The following is a 15,130-nucleotide window of genomic DNA, read 5'->3' on the forward strand; positions in this document are numbered from 1 at the left end:
GGAATCAACCGGTTATGTGAACTATTTAGCGTGTCTGAAAGTGCTTACTACGCCCATTTGCGCCCTGCCAAAAAGCCAGCGAAACACACTGCTTTAGCCGTTGAAATCAAGGCAATTTTTGATGCAAGCCGAAGTTCAGCAGGCAAACGAACGATTCAATCGCATTTGAAAGAGAAAGGTATTTTTGTGGGGTTGTATTTAATTCGTAAGTTAATGAATAAGCAAGGATTATTTAGTAAGCAACCGCAAAAATGGCGCAATCCTAGTAAAGGAAACAGTCAAGTTTTTGAGAATATACTAAGTCGAGAATTTACGCCTGATAGCCAAACGACCGTGCTATGTGGTGACACGACCTATATAAAAATCAATGGGATATGGTGCTATTTAGCAGTGGTAATTAATTTATTAAATCGTCAAGTCGTCGGTTGGAAGCTAAGTCGCTATCATGATAGTGAGCTGGTTAAAGATGCACTGAATCATGCGATGCTGAATATTGAACGCACGGAGCGAATGTTGTTCCATTCAGACCAAGGTAGTATTTATGGCAGTGAAATCTTTACTGATTCAGTTAAGAAACATGGGCTTACACAAAGTATGAGCCGTCGTGGTAACTGTTGGGACAATGCGCCGGTGGAGCGTTGGTTTCGAAGTTTTAAATATGAATGGATGCTGAAAGGGGGTTATAGTGATTTTGAAAGTGCTGTAAATGATGTGAGAGAATATGTGATGTATTATAATCACATTCGCCCACATAGCTATAATCAAGGTCTATCTCCGATTTTAGCAAAAACAACTTATCGGAGACTGTTAAATTAGTTGACCACTACACTTGTTCCCCCCTCTTTTATAAAGGGGAGCTAGGGGAGATTTAAAAATGCAACCCTACTCAAAATCACTAAAAGAGCTTTCGCAAAAATTACGTTCTGATCAAACGGATGCAGAACGGAAATTATGGCAACGGATAAACCGAGATCAGCTTCTGGGATTTCGGTTTAATCGACAGAAGCCGTTGTTAAATTACATTGTGGATTTTTACTGTCCAAAGGCAAAGCTGATTATTGAGTTAGACGGAAGTCAGCATTATGAACCCGATTATCAAGGAAAAGACGCCTTGCGGGATGCTGAACTGAATTCGCTCGGATTTACGGTAATGCGCTTTAGTAATGACGAAGTGTATTATGAAATTGAAGCGGTGGTGGATCAGGTTTATTTGTTTTTGGAGAGTATAGATCACGATAGGGCTGATTGAGTATGAGCGTTAAATATGTTCTGCCAAATCTCCCCTAGCCCCTCTTTGCTAAAGAGGGAGATCGGATCTCCAAAAAGTTAAAGAATACGGTTCTTCATCAACAATTAAAAATTTAAAATGCAAATTAGTCCACGATACTCAATTCCACACAACCCCCCGTCCCCCTCTTTAGCAAAGAGGGGCTAGGGGAGATTTGGCAGAATTGAAAACGAAGTTATATATTAAATAGTTACAGATAATTTAAATAAGAGAAAATAAATGACAACACAAAACTTCCTCGCCGAGATCGGCACTGAAGAGCTGCCGCCGAAGGCGCTTAAAAAATTAGCTACGGCATTTGCCGAAAATGTTGAAAACGAGTTAAACCAAGCGGGTTTGACCTTTGAAAAAGTCCAATGGTTTGCGGCGCCCCGTCGTTTGGCGGTGAAGGTGTTAGAGTTGGCGACGGCGCAACCGAGTAAAGAAATCGAAAAACGTGGTCCGGCGGTAGCGGCGGCGTTTGATGCGGAAGGTAAACCGACCAAAGCGGCGGAAGGCTGGGCGCGCGGTTGCGGTATTAGCGTTGAGCAAGCGGAACGTCTGGCTACGGATAAAGGCGAATGGTTGGTTCACCGTGCGCGGATTGAAGGTCAGCCGACCAAAAACTTAATGCTTGATATCGTGGCTCGTTCGTTGGCAAATCTACCGATTCCCAAAATGATGCGTTGGGGCGATAAAACCGAGCAGTTCGTGCGTCCGGTTCATACTGTCAGCTTGTTGTTAGGCGGCGAGTTAATTGAAGGCGAGATTTTAGGCATTGCCAGCGGTCGCACTATTCGCGGCCACCGTTTCCTGGGTGAAGCGGAATTCCAAATCGCTCACGCCGATGAATATCCGCAAATCCTCAAAGACAAAGGTTCGGTCATTGCCGACTTTAACGAGCGTCGCGCCATTATTCTGGCGGATTCTCAGGCAAAAGCCAGCGCACTTGGCGGCGTGGCGGATATTGAAGACGACTTGTTAGACGAGGTGACTTCGCTGGTGGAATTCCCGAACGTGTTAACCGCCACCTTTGAAGAGCGTTTCCTGGCGGTGCCGGCGGAAGCCCTGGTGTATACCATGAAAGGCGACCAAAAATATTTCCCGATTTACGATAAAAACGGCAAATTGTTACCGCACTTTATTTTCGTCTCGAATATTAATCCTACGGATCCGACACCGATTATCGAAGGTAATGAGAAAGTGGTGCGTCCGCGTTTGTCGGATGCAGAGTTCTTCTTTAATACTGATAAAAAACAGCGTTTGGAAGATTTATTGCCGCGTTTAGAAACCGTATTGTTCCAACAACAATTAGGTACACTGTTAGATAAAACCAAACGAATTCAGGCGCTTGCAGGTGAAATCGCCACTCAAATCGGTGCAGACAAAGCCAAAGCGGAACGAGCGGGCTTGCTGTCAAAATGCGACCTAATGACCAACATGGTATTTGAGTTTACCGACACCCAAGGCGTAATGGGTATGCACTATGCCCGCCACGACGGCGAAGACGAAGAGGTGGCGGTAGCCTTGAACGAGCAATATATGCCGCGTTTTGCCGGCGATAACCTGCCGAACAGCTTGGTGGCAAGTTCCGTGGCATTGGCGGATAAATTCGACACGCTCACCGGGATTTTCGGTATCGGTCAGGCACCGAAAGGCAGTGCTGATCCCTTTGCTTTACGTCGCGCGGCATTAGGTGCGTTACGTATTATTGTGGAGAAAAATTTACCGCTTGATTTGGCTGAAATTGTGAAAAAATCCACCGCACTATTTGCTGAGCGTTTGACTAATCAAAACGTGGTGGACGATGTCGTGGACTTTATGCTCGGCCGTTTCCGCGCCTGGTATCAGGACGAAGGCATCGCGGTAGACGTAATTCAAGCGGTGCTGGCGCGTCGTCCGACTAAACCGGCGGATTTTGATGCGCGGGTGCGTGCGGTATCCCATTTCCGTACTCTTGATTCTGCGGAAGCCTTGGCGGCGGCTAATAAACGGGTAAGCAATATTCTTGCCAAGATCGAAGGCGAAATCTCCTCAAAAATCGACCGCACTTTATTGCTTGAGCCGGAAGAAAAAGCCTTAGCGGAGCAAGTGCTTTCATTGCAATCGGAACTGGCGCCGTTGTTTGCCAAAGGCGAATATCAACCCGCTCTTGACCGTTTGGCGGGCTTGCGTGAAGTTATCGACAACTTCTTCGATAAAGTCATGGTGAATGCGGAAGATGAAAAACTGCGTCAAAACCGTCAGGCAATTTTAAATACTCTGCGTAATCTGTTCTTACAGGTAGCGGATATTTCTCTATTGCAATAAGAAAATGCAAAAAGTAAAGGCTTGGGATTCCAAGCCTTTTACTTTTTCACTAAACGCTATTTAAACCAACTTTCTCCGTTTACTTCCCGATTACCGTAAAAATTCTGAAAGCCGGATGCTACACGATAAACATACCAGGCAAATATAAACCAAAAAATCACGGGCACAAAAATAAGGAATGAACCGATAAACGCCACAATAAAAGTCTTAATTAAATAATTACAATGGGTTTGCGCCAACACGGAAAGTTCTTCGCGTTTCATAAAGGCAAACACGGCGCCGATAATAGCTAACGGTTTAAACACTACGGCCAAAATAAATAATCCGTAGATGATGTACATGTAAGTACGATTTTTATCTTCGGTTAACTTCTCTAATTCATTTTTAAATTGTTGCTCATTCATAACAGCTCCTATTAAGAAATAGCTTCGTCTTCGTTGGAAGGCCAGGCATTTACCACCGCTTTAACTAAAGTTGCGAGCGGGATAGCAAAAAAAACACCCCAAAACCCCCATAATCCACCAAAAATCAACACGGCAATAATGATGGTTAACGGATGTAGATTCACCGCCTCGGAAAATAAATAAGGCACTAATAAATTACCGTCCAATAACTGGCTGACAATATAAGCGGTCATTAAATAACCGAATGTCGGCGTTGCGCCGAATTGGAAAATCGCTACTAATGCCACCGGAATGGTCACTAATACGGCGCCGATATAAGGAATCAGTACGGACAATCCCACCGCTACGGCAAGCAGTAACGGATAACGCAAGCCGAAGAAGAGGAAAATAATATAACTCACCACGGCGACAATTAAAATTTCAAATAACTTACCGCGAATATAATTGGCGATTTGTAATTGCATTTCCTGCCACACTTTGGATGCTAACGTTCTGTTTTTTGGTAAAAAACGGCTGAAACCGGCAATAAGTTCATCCTGATCCTTCACCATGAAAAACACCATTAAAGGTACTAAAAACGCATAAATCCCAATGGTGACTAAATTCATTAACGAAGATAGAGAAAATTTGACCGCACTTTCACCAAACGCCAGTGTTTTTTCACGAATTGTGATAAACAGGCTGTCAATCATTTGATAATCCACTAATTCGGGATAACTCTCCGGTAAAGACATCACCCATTGATGGGATAAATTCAACATATTCGGCAAATCACTGAATAAATTAACGGTTTGATTAATCAATGTCGGGATTAAACCGAAAATCATCAGAATGGTCACTGCAATAAAACCGCCAAGAATCAACAGAATGGAAAGAAAACGCGGTAATTTCAATTTATCGGAAAGAAACGAAATCGGCATTTCCAATAAATAAGCCAAAACCAGGGCAATCAATAAAGGCGCGATTAAATCGCTAAAAAAATAAATTGCGACAAAGCCAAAAAACAAAATAGCGGCAAGCCCCATTGCCTGTGGATCGCTGAAACGGCGTAGATACCAATTTTTTAGCATCTCAATCATGATCTGTCCTCATTAAAAAAGTTTTTTTGATTATAAGATAAAATGGGCTTGATTGATAAGAATTCTTTATTCGTTTTATCACCTATCGGGTTCGCTATATTTCTATTGTGTAACAATATAATTCCCGCTATGATTTTGTGCTGGTCGAACATATCAACTAAGGAAAAATCATGTCGGTTATTATTTATCATAATCCGCGCTGTTCAAAAAGCCGAGAAACATTAAAACTGCTTCAGGATCAAAATATTAATGCGGAAATCGTACTTTATCTGGAGAAACGTTTTTCCGTCAGCGAATTACAAAGTTTGATGAAAAAACTCAATATTCATAGCGCAAAAGAAATGATGAGAATAAAAGATGCGCTCTATCAGGAATTACAGCTGAATAATGAGCATATTTCCGAACAGGAATTGTTAGAGGCAATCGGCAATCACCCGGCGTTATTGGAACGCCCGATCGTAATTAACGGCGATAAAGCAAAAATAGGGCGACCGCCGGAAGCGGTGCTGAGCATTTTGTAATTTTAACATTTAACCTTATAATAAACATCGCTCTATTTGTTGAGCGATGTTTTTTATGACCCGGAGGAAATTATGGCAAAAAAAACAAACCCGGTACCTATTGCGGAAAACAGCCAAACCGCTTATCTGCATAATCGAGGTACAATTCAGGATAATGCGGTCAAAGCATTATTACGCACACCTTTATTCAGATCGCGTATTGAGAAAAAGTTGAAAGGTAAAGGAAGTTATCAACGTAAAGCAAAACATGCAGGCAGATATTTTGAAAAACCCGATGATAAGAGTTTTGGTTACAAAAGTTTTATCATCGGGTTTTTATTAGGGCCTGCCTATCTTTTATGAACAGACCTTAATTCAACACAGTATTCTCAATAAAAAATGCAAACAACGATAGAGGTTAATATGTCTGTAAAAACTGAACTTTTATTTTCAAACACATGGAATGTCCGTATTAGCGACCCCGGTGAAGAAGGCGCTCACAGCCATTTTTTTGAAACCATTTATATTACTTTAGAAGCATATATCGACGGCGATAACGTATCTTACGAATTTACCCGAAAGGTAGAAGATGAAGTGAAAATCAAGCGTAATTTCACTCAACTAGACGAATTGTTCAAATTTCTGGCGGATTATTTAGACGCGGTATCATTAGGCAATTTAGGCGTGAAAATCGGTCAATTGGGCTTGGTCAAATAACATTTTTACCTTAACGACATAAGCGGTTTTACAATTTATTATATTGTTCCATCTTCAATATATTAGGGGCTGTTTATCTTTTATAAATAGCCCCTAAGTCGCTCATTTATATTATACCGTTAAATAACGGCAAGTTTTTTCATTTGTTCGACCACGTCTTCCACCTGAATCTGGCTCATCAGATTTTTACCTGTTAATTTGGTTGCCCAAGGCAATTGGTCGGAAGGCTTGCCGTATTCCTTCCGCACATTTTTTTCATACACCGAAACTATATTTGCCAGATTATTATAAGGCCCTGTACGCAGCGGGTTATGATAAGCATATAAACCAATCACCGGCGTACCTTGAGTTGTTGCCATATGAGCCGGCCCCGAGTCCGGCGAAATGACAAGATCCGCCATACCGATTAATGCCACCAGTTGTTTAAGGTTCGTTTTACCCGACAAATTAACAGGTTGAAAATCACAAAGTGCGGTAATTTTTTGTAAAATTTCGACTTCCCGTTTTGCCGAAGAACCGCATAAAATCACATTCACATTATGCTGATGAGCAATATTCGCCACTTGCGCATAGCGTTCTATCAGCCAATCTTTTTCCGCTTTGCTTGAACAGGGGGAAATAATCAGATTTTTACGCGCCGGATCAATATAAGGCTTAACCGCCTCTTTATCCTGCTCGGAAACCGCCAACTGCCAATGAGGCGCTTCAACCGGCACGCCAAGATATTCTACAAACGCCATAAAACCGTCAAGTACATGGGGATTTTGAGGATCCCGAACTTTGCGGTTAGTAAACAGCCACTGTCCTTCCCTTGCCCGCTGTTTACCAAAACCGATTTTATAACGCGCCTTAATGCCAAACGAAAGAACCGATGCACGAAATGCGGTCTGCATATTTAACAGCGCATCAAAACGGCGATGTTTAAGTTGTCTCCATAAGGCAAGAACCCCTTTCCAGCCCGATTTTTTGTCATACACAATCAATTCCGCATTAGGAATGCCCGCCAATAACTGCGCTTCGGTTTTGCCGACAATCCAGCTGATTTCCGTTTCAGGCCAATATTTCTGAATCTGCTGCACCGCCGCTAACGCATGGCAAACATCGCCAATTGCAGATAAACGCAATACACATAAAGATTTCGGAGCTTGATTAAAAAGTGCCATAAGGTTCTCACATTATTAATTGTATTTTGGTCTCGCCGTTATTTTAAAGTAGAATACGGCTATTCGCTATATCAGTGAGGAAGGATATGCTTCAAGTTCAGCACGAAAATCACTTTTTTTTATTTAATTTTGATGAGAACCGACCGAATCAGGAACATTTTTTCGAATCCTATTTCTGGCAAAAACAAAATCGGATTATAGGTTCCGCGAAAGGGCGCGGCACCACTTGGTTTATTCAGTCACAAGATTTGTTCGGTGTGAATACGGCATTGCGTCATTATTACCGCGGCGGATTATGGGGAAAAATCAATAAGGATCGTTATGCTTTTTCTTCATTAGAAGAAACCCGAAGTTTTGCCGAATTCAATTTGCTAAACCGGCTTTATCAGGCGGGCTTGCCCGTGCCGAAACCTATCGGCGCTCATGTAGAAAAATTAGCTTTTAATCATTATCGTGCGGATTTACTAAGCGAACGTATTGAAAATACGCAAGATTTGACCGCACTTTTACCTAATACGGAATTAACCGCCGAACAATGGCAACAAATCGGCAAGCTAATCCGCCGATTACATGATTTGCAAATCTGCCACACCGATTTGAATGCCCACAATATTTTGATCCGACAGCAAAATAATGACACTAAATTCTGGCTGATTGATTTTGATAAGTGCGGTGAAAAACCGGGAAATTTATGGAAACAAGAAAACCTGCAACGCCTGCACCGTTCCTTCCTTAAAGAAGTAAAAAGAATGCGAATTCAATTTTCTGAAAAAAACTGGGCTGATTTGTTAAACGGCTATCAAAACTAAAGATAAAAAAACGGGGCTTACCGCCCCGTTATCAATTAATCTTTTGATTCTAATAAAACCCGATAAATTATCCCGCCGATAATACCGCCGATGATTGGCGCAACCCAGAACACCCATAACTGCTCAAGTGCCCAACCGCCTTGGAAAACGGCTACCGCCGTACTACGCGCCGGGTTAACCGAAGTATTGGATACCGGAATACTGATTAAATGTATCAGGGTTAATGCCAAACCAATTGCAATTGGCGCAAAGCCCGCGGGCGCTCTTTTATCCGTCGCACCATGGATAATAATCAGGAAAAACGCCGTTAATACGACTTCGGCAATGAAAACCGCCGCTAACGAATAACCGTTTGGCGAATGCTCGCCGAAACCGTTTGAAGCAAAACCGCCGCTTACCGCATCAAAACCGGCTTTACCCGAAGCGATAGCATAAAGAACTGTCGCCCCCATAACACCGCCGACAACTTGCGCAAGAATATAGCTGAAAGCCTCTTTTGCCTGAAAGCGCCCGCCGGCAACTAAACCTAAAGTCACCGCTGGGTTAAAATGCCCGCCTGAAATATGTCCGACCGCATAAGCCATAGTTAATACGGTCAAACCGAAAGCCAGCGCCACACCGGCGAAACCGATTCCCAATTCAGGATAAGCAGCCGCAAGTACCGCACTGCCGCAACCGCCAAACACTAACCAAAATGTTCCGAAAAATTCAGCAAAAAGTTTTTTCATTATATAACCTCTATATTAGTAAAATTCGCTAAAATTTGTTCTAGGCTCGTCAATCACGCAATACCTAGCTTCCGGTTAGTCACTTTAAGCGGCGAAAAGTTGTGTAAAACATTGTAAATATAGGCTTTAATTTGCAAACCTGTTTAGCAGTCTTCACGTCTAGATTGTTATTTGGGCTTTTTTTCATTAAAATACAGACAAATTTTAAGGTTTTTGATAGGAAATTTTATGGCAGATTGGGATGGCAAATACATTAGCCCTTATGCAGAACATGGGAAAAAAAGCGAACAGGTAAAAAAAATCACCGTTTCAATTCCGATTAAAGTATTAGAAATTTTGACTAATGAGCGCACTCGCCGTCAGCTTAAAAATTTACGCCATGCAACAAACAGCGAATTGCTTTGCGAAGCTTTTCTTCATGCTTTCACCGGGCAGCCGCTGCCGACTGACGAAGATCTGTTAAAAGAACGGCATGATGAAATCCCGGAACAGGCAAAACTGATCATGCGAGAATTGGGAATTAATCCTGATGAATGGGAATATTAATTAACGCTTATTGAAATGAAAGGTACGGAAATTCCGTACCTTTCATTTTTGTAATTTATCGCAATACCGACTATTTAAAAACGGCAATCAACTCGTTGACTTTAACCCGACGCTCCGCCGCCTGACTGATAGTTCGTTGAACCTTGATCCGTTTAAACTTGGCTCCGTGATAAATTTCACGGGTAAACGCCGTATCGTGATTGGAAATCAATACCGGGATATTACGCTCATTAACCGTTTGTTTTGCCAATTCGGCAAGAGCTTGCTGGTGAGTAACGGAAAAATCATTACCCGCATATTTAGTAAAATTACTATCCTGTAATAAAGGTGCGTAAGGCGGGTCACAATAAATAACGGACTCATCATCCGCCAGCTTAAAGGTTTCATTAAAATCTGCGCAAATAAACACCGCACTTTTTGCTTTTTCGGCAAAATAACGCAATTCTTTTTCAGGAAAATAATGGGATTTATAGGCACCGAAAGGCACGTTAAACTCATTTAACGAATTGTAGCGACATAATCCGTTAAAACCGAAACGGTTTAAATATAAAAACAAAACCGAGCGGAAAAACGGATCCGTTGAATTATTAAAATCATCACGACGGGCATAATAATAACCGGCGCTGTTTGCCTCCGCATGAAAAAACACAGGTTTTAGGGCTTCAATGTAAGCGTCCACATCCGTTTTTACGGTATTAAATAAGTTAATTAAATCCGCATTAATGTCCGCCAAAATATAACGTTCAAACTGACTGTTTAAAAAAACCGAACCCGCCCCGACAAAAGGTTCGACCAAACATTTTCTCCGTTTGGGAAACAGGTTGTTAATATTATCCGTCAGGCGATATTTACCACCCGCCCATTTTAAAAATGAGCGGTGTTTTAAGCCATGTTTAGTTTTGCCAGAATGCGACATTAATATGTGAGATTAGTTATTTTGTGAACAAACGCGAATCGCATCAAGAACAAGCGATTTATCGGTGTCTGATGCCACATAAGCTTGCCCCAACGTTTTAAGTAAGACTAGACGTAGTTTACCCGCCAGCACTTTTTTATCACGCATCATGTGCGGCAGATAATCTTCCGCCTGCATAGTATCCGGTGAAACTGTCGGTAAATTTGCACGAGCCAATAATTTTTCTAAACGGGCGACTTCCGAATAACTTAAATCGCCTAATTTTTCGGATAATACGGCAGCCATCATACTGCCCGCCGCAACGGCTTCGCCGTGCAGCCAGTTACCGTATCCGAGATGGGTTTCGATCGCATGACCAAAAGTATGACCTAGATTTAATAAGGCGCGATCGCCTTTTTCCGTTTCATCGCGGGCAACAACATCCGCTTTAATTTGGCAACAACGGGCGATACAATATTGTAAATCCTGTTGATTCAAAGCGACCAAATTATCAATATGCGCCTCTAACCATTCGAAAAACGGCAAGTCGAGAATAGCACCGTATTTAATCACTTCGGCAAGACCCGCATTAACTTCCCGTTTAGGCAGCGTAACTAAAGTGCGGGTATCAATAATCACAGTACAAGGCTGATAAAAGGCACCAATCATATTTTTACCTAATTCGTGATTTACCGCAGTTTTGCCGCCAACGGAAGAATCCACTTGCGCAAGCAAAGTGGTCGGAATTTGAATAAAACGGATACCGCGCTGATAACTGGCCGCCGCATAACCCGTTACATCGCCGATCACCCCGCCGCCTAATGCGATAAGCGTGGTATCACGCCCATGATTTTCTTTCAATAATGCGGTAAAAATCATGTTTAAAGAATCTAAGGTTTTATACTTTTCGCCGTCAGGTAATAAAACATGGCTGACCTGGCAACCCAGTTTTTCTAAGGTTTCGGTAACCGGTGTTAAATAATATTGCGCCACTGTAGGATTGCTGACAATCATGACTTTATCACCCATTTTTACAGGATAAACGCCCGTATCCGTTAACAAATTTTCACCGATATAAATAGGATAACGACGTTCTTTCAATTCGACATTAACACACACCATAAGAGTTACGACCTTATTTAACTATTTGATTAACCGTTGAAATTATCAATTAATTCAACAATATGACTAGCCATCAGTTTTGCGCTTTGCTCGTCTGTAGGCAGAGTAATATCCGCTACTTCTTCGTATAATGGATTACGCACCCGAGCTAAATCTTCCAACACTTTGCGGACATCTTCAACGCCTTGTAATAACGGGCGTTTTTTATCCCGCTGAGTACGCTCGAATTGCTTATCCACCGTAGTTTGCAAATAAATAACAATACCTCTTGCAGACAAATGATTACGAGTTTCTTTGGATAAAATCGCGCCGCCGCCGGTAGAAAGCACAATACCCTGTTTTTGGGTCAATTCATTAATTATGCGCTCTTCGCGTTTACGGAATCCGTCCTCACCCTCAATATCAAAAATCCAACTGATATCGGCACCCGCGCGTTGTTCAATTTCATTATCGGAATCAATAAATTCCATATTCAGAAGTTGAGCCAATTGGCGACCAATGGTACTTTTACCCGCCCCCATAGGACCTACTAAAAAAATATTACGTTTTTCCGCCATTGTGTTATTCTTCTTAAAATTTTCTATAAACAGTAACAAGATCCTTAATCGCACAAATCAACAGCGATAAATAAAGGGATCACCAGAACTGACAGATTATCGCAATAAATCCCCCTTGTTTTCAACCTTAGGAAAGGATTTATTCCAATTATTTAACAAAAAGTCGTAATGAAAGGGAGATTTCCCGAAAAATCTATTTTTCAGGAGATTTTGGCGCATATTTAAAACGTTTTTGTATTTGCTCCAAGCTTTCGCCTTGTTTTAATATATGAGGCGTAACAAAAATAACCAATTCCCGTTTTTGGTGTTTTTCGCTTTCTTTGCTGAATAAATGTTTTATCAGCGGAATATCGCCCAAAATCGGCACTTTATCTTCGCTTTTCGTTATAGTATCGTTAAATACGCCGCCTAATACGATGGTTTCGCCGTCTTTTGCAAAAACCTGCGTATTAATTTCCTGTTTATCAATGGAAATTAAATTGCCATTCCCATAAACAATATTTGCGCCCGGAGAATTCTGGCTTACGATAAGGTCAAGTAAAATAGAATTATCTTTTGAAATATGCGGAGTGACTTCCAACCCTAGCACCGCCTCTCGAAACTCCACGTGTTCCGTATCATTTTTACGATTCACCGCCACATAAGGAATTTCCGTTCCTTGTTTAATACTCGCACTTTTCTTATTGGTAGTCAGCAGCCGCGGGCTGGCAATGATCTTGACATTGTTTTCCTGCTCTAAAGCGGTTAATTCCAAATCCAGCAAACGCCCGTGAATTTTTGCCACCTGCAACGCTACGGAACCTGCCGGCGTCGCACTGGTCGGGAAATTAACGTTAAGGTTTTGCCCTATATCGGCGAATCCGTTAGCTTCCAGGCTGCCGGCAATACGATGTGCGCTATTTACCCCCTCCAACAGCCCCCAACGCACACCGAGTTCTTTTAAACTTTCGTCGTTCATCGTCACGATACGGGCTTCAATTGCGATTTGTTCGATAGGTTTATCTAATTGAGCGATTATATTTTTGATATTTTGCAACGATCTGCGATCATCTTGAATAAGCAGCTGGTTACTGCGTTCGTCAAAGCTGACGGAACCAACGGGCGAAAGCAATGAACCCGTTCCCGATGTTAATGATTTCATCACCTCCGAGGCTTTGGCAAAATGCAGCTTGACGGTAGTACTAACCAGATTAGGTTCCGAAAGTGCGGTAAAATTTTCCGTATTTTTTAGCTCACCGGCGATGGAAGACGGTTCAATCAGGTTATTTTTCGTAAAATAATAAATATCCTTGTCTTTATGTAAGCTAAGATTTTTCAGCTTTGCCACCGAATGAAAAAGACGCTCCAGATTCACCTTTTCAAGCTTTAACGACAATGTACCTTCCAGTTCGTCATCAATCACCAGATTAGCATTTTGTTCTAAAGCAAGCTGTTGTAAGGTCGCCACCAACGGCGCCTTTTTCAAGTGAATGGAAAATTGCCGTTCCGCAAACGTACCGGATTCCCCGGCAAATGCGGAAGAAATAAAAATTCCAAAAAACAGACCGCACTTTTTACCAAAACTTATTATGCTTTCCATAGGTAAGTATTCCTTTAAAATTTTATTTTCATCAACTCGCCCCGCCCGCAATCCTGAGGATTATTCCATACCATAAAATCAACTTCGCGGGTATTAATCGCTTGTAACTGCATGCGTTCTTTTGCCAAAAAATCACCTTGTCCGGCGGTGAAAATATGCTGTTCGGCATCCATTAAAAAGACCTTCCGTTCTTGTTCATATTGCAAAACACCCACAATTTTCAATTGCTTAAATTCCGTATTCTCGGCCCAAACCGCCGCCGACTGATGACATTGATTCGTTTTTTCCACCAACATATCCGTATTTTGAGAAAGATTGCGTTTTGTTTTATCAAAAGGATCACTTTCCGCCCAACTTTGGAAGGTTAGCAATCGGATAACCGACACGATAATAAAAAAGAGCTTGAATAAAATTTTTATCCGCATATTTATTCCTTAGTTAGCTGCAATCTAAGAGTTAAATAAGCCGCCAGATTTTCATCGGGTTTAAATAGCTTTAAAGATGAGAGGCGCAATATTTCAAATTTCTGTAAAATGTCGGTAATAAATTGATTTAGCGAAAGAAAATCTCCTTCCATCCGCAACTGTAAAACCGCTGATGAAGAAAAATGCCATTGGGAATTTTGTATCTTCACATTTACAGACGAAGACTGAACATATTGATTAATCTGTGATAACAATGCGGCCGATTGCGGTGTCAGCAAATCATTTTTTGCCTTTTTCTCTAAACTTTGCAGTAATCTCTGTTGGTATATCGTTTGCCGTTGTTGCTCATTAATATTATTTTCCAACCGTATTAATTGTTCCCAAGAGGAATAGAGCCGATTAAGCGGTAAAAACAAGCCGAATAATGCCAAAATGAGTAATCCTGTATTTTGCTTCAATACTGAAGCTTGAATACATCTATGCCATAATTGTTTAATCCATACTTGCTTTACCATTGCGCCCCCATTCAATAGCAAATGAAAATGCTAATAATCCGTTTGCCGAAGTTGAAAAATGCGTTAATTTGCTCTCATAAATCCACTCGGTTTGCACAATATATTGATGAATCGAATCAAATTCCTGTTGATTTTCCGCATATCCATGCAAATGAATGCTGTTTTGCTGTAATAAGAACTCCGTTAGCTCGCCTTCATTCAAAGGAAGGCGGGCTAACCAACTTAAAAACAGCGAAACAGAATCGGAAGAAATCAAATTCTGTTCTTCCGTTTGCTCGTAAGACCGCCTTAATTGGGAAACTTGTCGGGTTAATTTAGCGAACTCATCTTGTTGTCGGTAAAACTGTTGTTGCTTTTCGCTCAGTTGCCGGGTTAAATTGCCATGAAAAAGAGAAATTCCCATTTCTAAAATTAAAAGTGCGGTAAAAAATAACGAAATTTTATAAATAAACTTTCTGTTTTTTTGCGCAATTAATTGTTGCCGCCAAGGCAGCAGATTGATCCAGTTTTTCAT

The 15,130-nt window shown here is 41.5% G+C and carries 19 protein-coding genes; 8 read left to right on the top strand and 11 right to left on the bottom strand.

Annotated elements, in window-relative coordinates; all coding sequences use genetic code 11:
* The first annotated feature begins 3 nt into the window (after positions 1-3).
* From A4G13_RS07070 to glyS, 3 genes are all read left to right on the top strand, one after another.
* The gene (locus tag A4G13_RS07070; RefSeq protein WP_243739761.1) at positions 4-816 is read left to right on the top strand and encodes an IS3 family transposase; all 813 of its coding nucleotides are present in this window, start codon (positions 4-6) and stop codon (positions 814-816) included.
* Between the two features lie 58 nt (positions 817-874).
* Positions 875-1,249 (top strand): endonuclease domain-containing protein, encoded by a 375-nt coding sequence (locus A4G13_RS07075; RefSeq protein WP_090655632.1) that lies wholly within the window; start codon positions 875-877, stop codon positions 1,247-1,249.
* A gap of 258 nt (positions 1,250-1,507) precedes the next feature.
* The gene (gene glyS / locus A4G13_RS07080) at positions 1,508-3,577 is read left to right on the top strand and encodes a glycine--tRNA ligase subunit beta (protein WP_090655629.1); all 2,070 of its coding nucleotides are present in this window, start codon (positions 1,508-1,510) and stop codon (positions 3,575-3,577) included.
* A 56-nt stretch (positions 3,578-3,633) separates the two neighbouring features.
* On the opposite strand, the gene A4G13_RS07085 is transcribed toward glyS, so the two are convergent.
* On the bottom strand, positions 3,634-3,981 hold the full coding sequence (locus A4G13_RS07085; RefSeq protein WP_011201115.1) for a DUF4870 family protein: 348 nt from the start codon (positions 3,979-3,981) through the stop codon (positions 3,634-3,636).
* An 11-nt stretch (positions 3,982-3,992) separates the two neighbouring features.
* The gene (locus A4G13_RS07090; protein ID WP_011201116.1) at positions 3,993-5,060 is read right to left on the bottom strand and encodes an AI-2E family transporter; all 1,068 of its coding nucleotides are present in this window, start codon (positions 5,058-5,060) and stop codon (positions 3,993-3,995) included.
* Between the two features lie 170 nt (positions 5,061-5,230).
* Between A4G13_RS07090 and arsC the strand changes: the two genes are divergently transcribed.
* The 3 genes from arsC (at position 5,231) to A4G13_RS07105 (ending at position 6,277) form a co-directional block, all read left to right on the top strand.
* Positions 5,231-5,581: an arsenate reductase (glutaredoxin) gene (gene arsC, locus A4G13_RS07095; protein WP_090655627.1), complete on the top strand. Its 351-nt coding sequence runs from the start codon at positions 5,231-5,233 to the stop codon at positions 5,579-5,581.
* A 72-nt stretch (positions 5,582-5,653) separates the two neighbouring features.
* Positions 5,654-5,923, top strand: coding sequence for an alternative ribosome-rescue factor A (locus A4G13_RS07100; protein ID WP_090655624.1), 270 nt, complete (start codon positions 5,654-5,656; stop codon positions 5,921-5,923).
* A 60-nt stretch (positions 5,924-5,983) separates the two neighbouring features.
* Positions 5,984-6,277 carry a DUF5377 family protein gene (locus tag A4G13_RS07105; RefSeq protein ID WP_041640027.1) on the top strand — a complete coding sequence of 98 codons (294 nt, stop codon included), beginning with the start codon at positions 5,984-5,986 and terminating at the stop codon, positions 6,275-6,277.
* Positions 6,278-6,396: 119 nt separating this feature from the next.
* Here the strand turns inward: A4G13_RS07105 and A4G13_RS07110 are convergent, their stop codons facing one another.
* Complete coding sequence (locus tag A4G13_RS07110; RefSeq protein WP_090655621.1) at positions 6,397-7,440, bottom strand: glycosyltransferase family 9 protein; 1,044 nt, start codon at positions 7,438-7,440, stop codon at positions 6,397-6,399.
* 86 nt (positions 7,441-7,526) lie between these two features.
* On the opposite strand from A4G13_RS07110, the gene A4G13_RS07115 reads away from it, so the two are divergent.
* Positions 7,527-8,249: a 3-deoxy-D-manno-octulosonic acid kinase gene (locus tag A4G13_RS07115; protein ID WP_041640030.1), complete on the top strand. Its 723-nt coding sequence runs from the start codon at positions 7,527-7,529 to the stop codon at positions 8,247-8,249.
* A gap of 35 nt (positions 8,250-8,284) precedes the next feature.
* Here the strand turns inward: A4G13_RS07115 and aqpZ are convergent, their stop codons facing one another.
* The gene (aqpZ, locus tag A4G13_RS07120) at positions 8,285-8,977 is read right to left on the bottom strand and encodes an aquaporin Z (RefSeq protein WP_090655618.1); all 693 of its coding nucleotides are present in this window, start codon (positions 8,975-8,977) and stop codon (positions 8,285-8,287) included.
* Positions 8,978-9,205: 228 nt separating this feature from the next.
* Here aqpZ and metJ point away from each other — a divergent pair, with 228 nt between their 5' ends.
* A complete protein-coding gene (metJ, locus tag A4G13_RS07125; RefSeq protein WP_041640032.1) occupies positions 9,206-9,523 on the top strand; it encodes a met regulon transcriptional regulator MetJ in 318 nt (105 codons plus the stop codon).
* Positions 9,524-9,593: 70 nt separating this feature from the next.
* Here the strand turns inward: metJ and A4G13_RS07130 are convergent, their stop codons facing one another.
* From A4G13_RS07130 to A4G13_RS07160, 7 genes are all read right to left on the bottom strand, one after another.
* The gene (locus A4G13_RS07130) at positions 9,594-10,439 is read right to left on the bottom strand and encodes a Dam family site-specific DNA-(adenine-N6)-methyltransferase (RefSeq protein ID WP_011201125.1); all 846 of its coding nucleotides are present in this window, start codon (positions 10,437-10,439) and stop codon (positions 9,594-9,596) included.
* Positions 10,440-10,451: 12 nt separating this feature from the next.
* The gene (gene aroB, locus A4G13_RS07135) at positions 10,452-11,540 is read right to left on the bottom strand and encodes a 3-dehydroquinate synthase (RefSeq protein WP_011201126.1); all 1,089 of its coding nucleotides are present in this window, start codon (positions 11,538-11,540) and stop codon (positions 10,452-10,454) included.
* A gap of 29 nt (positions 11,541-11,569) precedes the next feature.
* A complete protein-coding gene (gene aroK, locus A4G13_RS07140; protein ID WP_090655615.1) occupies positions 11,570-12,097 on the bottom strand; it encodes a shikimate kinase AroK in 528 nt (175 codons plus the stop codon).
* 193 nt (positions 12,098-12,290) lie between these two features.
* Positions 12,291-13,676 carry a type IV pilus secretin PilQ gene (locus tag A4G13_RS07145; protein ID WP_090655611.1) on the bottom strand — a complete coding sequence of 462 codons (1,386 nt, stop codon included), beginning with the start codon at positions 13,674-13,676 and terminating at the stop codon, positions 12,291-12,293.
* 14 nt (positions 13,677-13,690) lie between these two features.
* Positions 13,691-14,101, bottom strand: coding sequence for a pilus assembly protein PilP (locus A4G13_RS07150; RefSeq protein ID WP_090655608.1), 411 nt, complete (start codon positions 14,099-14,101; stop codon positions 13,691-13,693).
* A gap of 2 nt (positions 14,102-14,103) precedes the next feature.
* Positions 14,104-14,616, bottom strand: coding sequence for a hypothetical protein (locus tag A4G13_RS07155; protein ID WP_090655605.1), 513 nt, complete (start codon positions 14,614-14,616; stop codon positions 14,104-14,106).
* Positions 14,594-15,130, bottom strand: coding sequence for a hypothetical protein (locus A4G13_RS07160; protein WP_011201131.1), 537 nt, complete (start codon positions 15,128-15,130; stop codon positions 14,594-14,596). Before A4G13_RS07160 ends, A4G13_RS07155 begins: the two co-directional genes overlap by 23 nt.

This window comes from Basfia succiniciproducens (assembly GCF_011455875.1).
In the GTDB taxonomy this organism is placed as follows: Bacteria; Pseudomonadota; Gammaproteobacteria; order Enterobacterales; family Pasteurellaceae; genus Basfia; species Basfia succiniciproducens.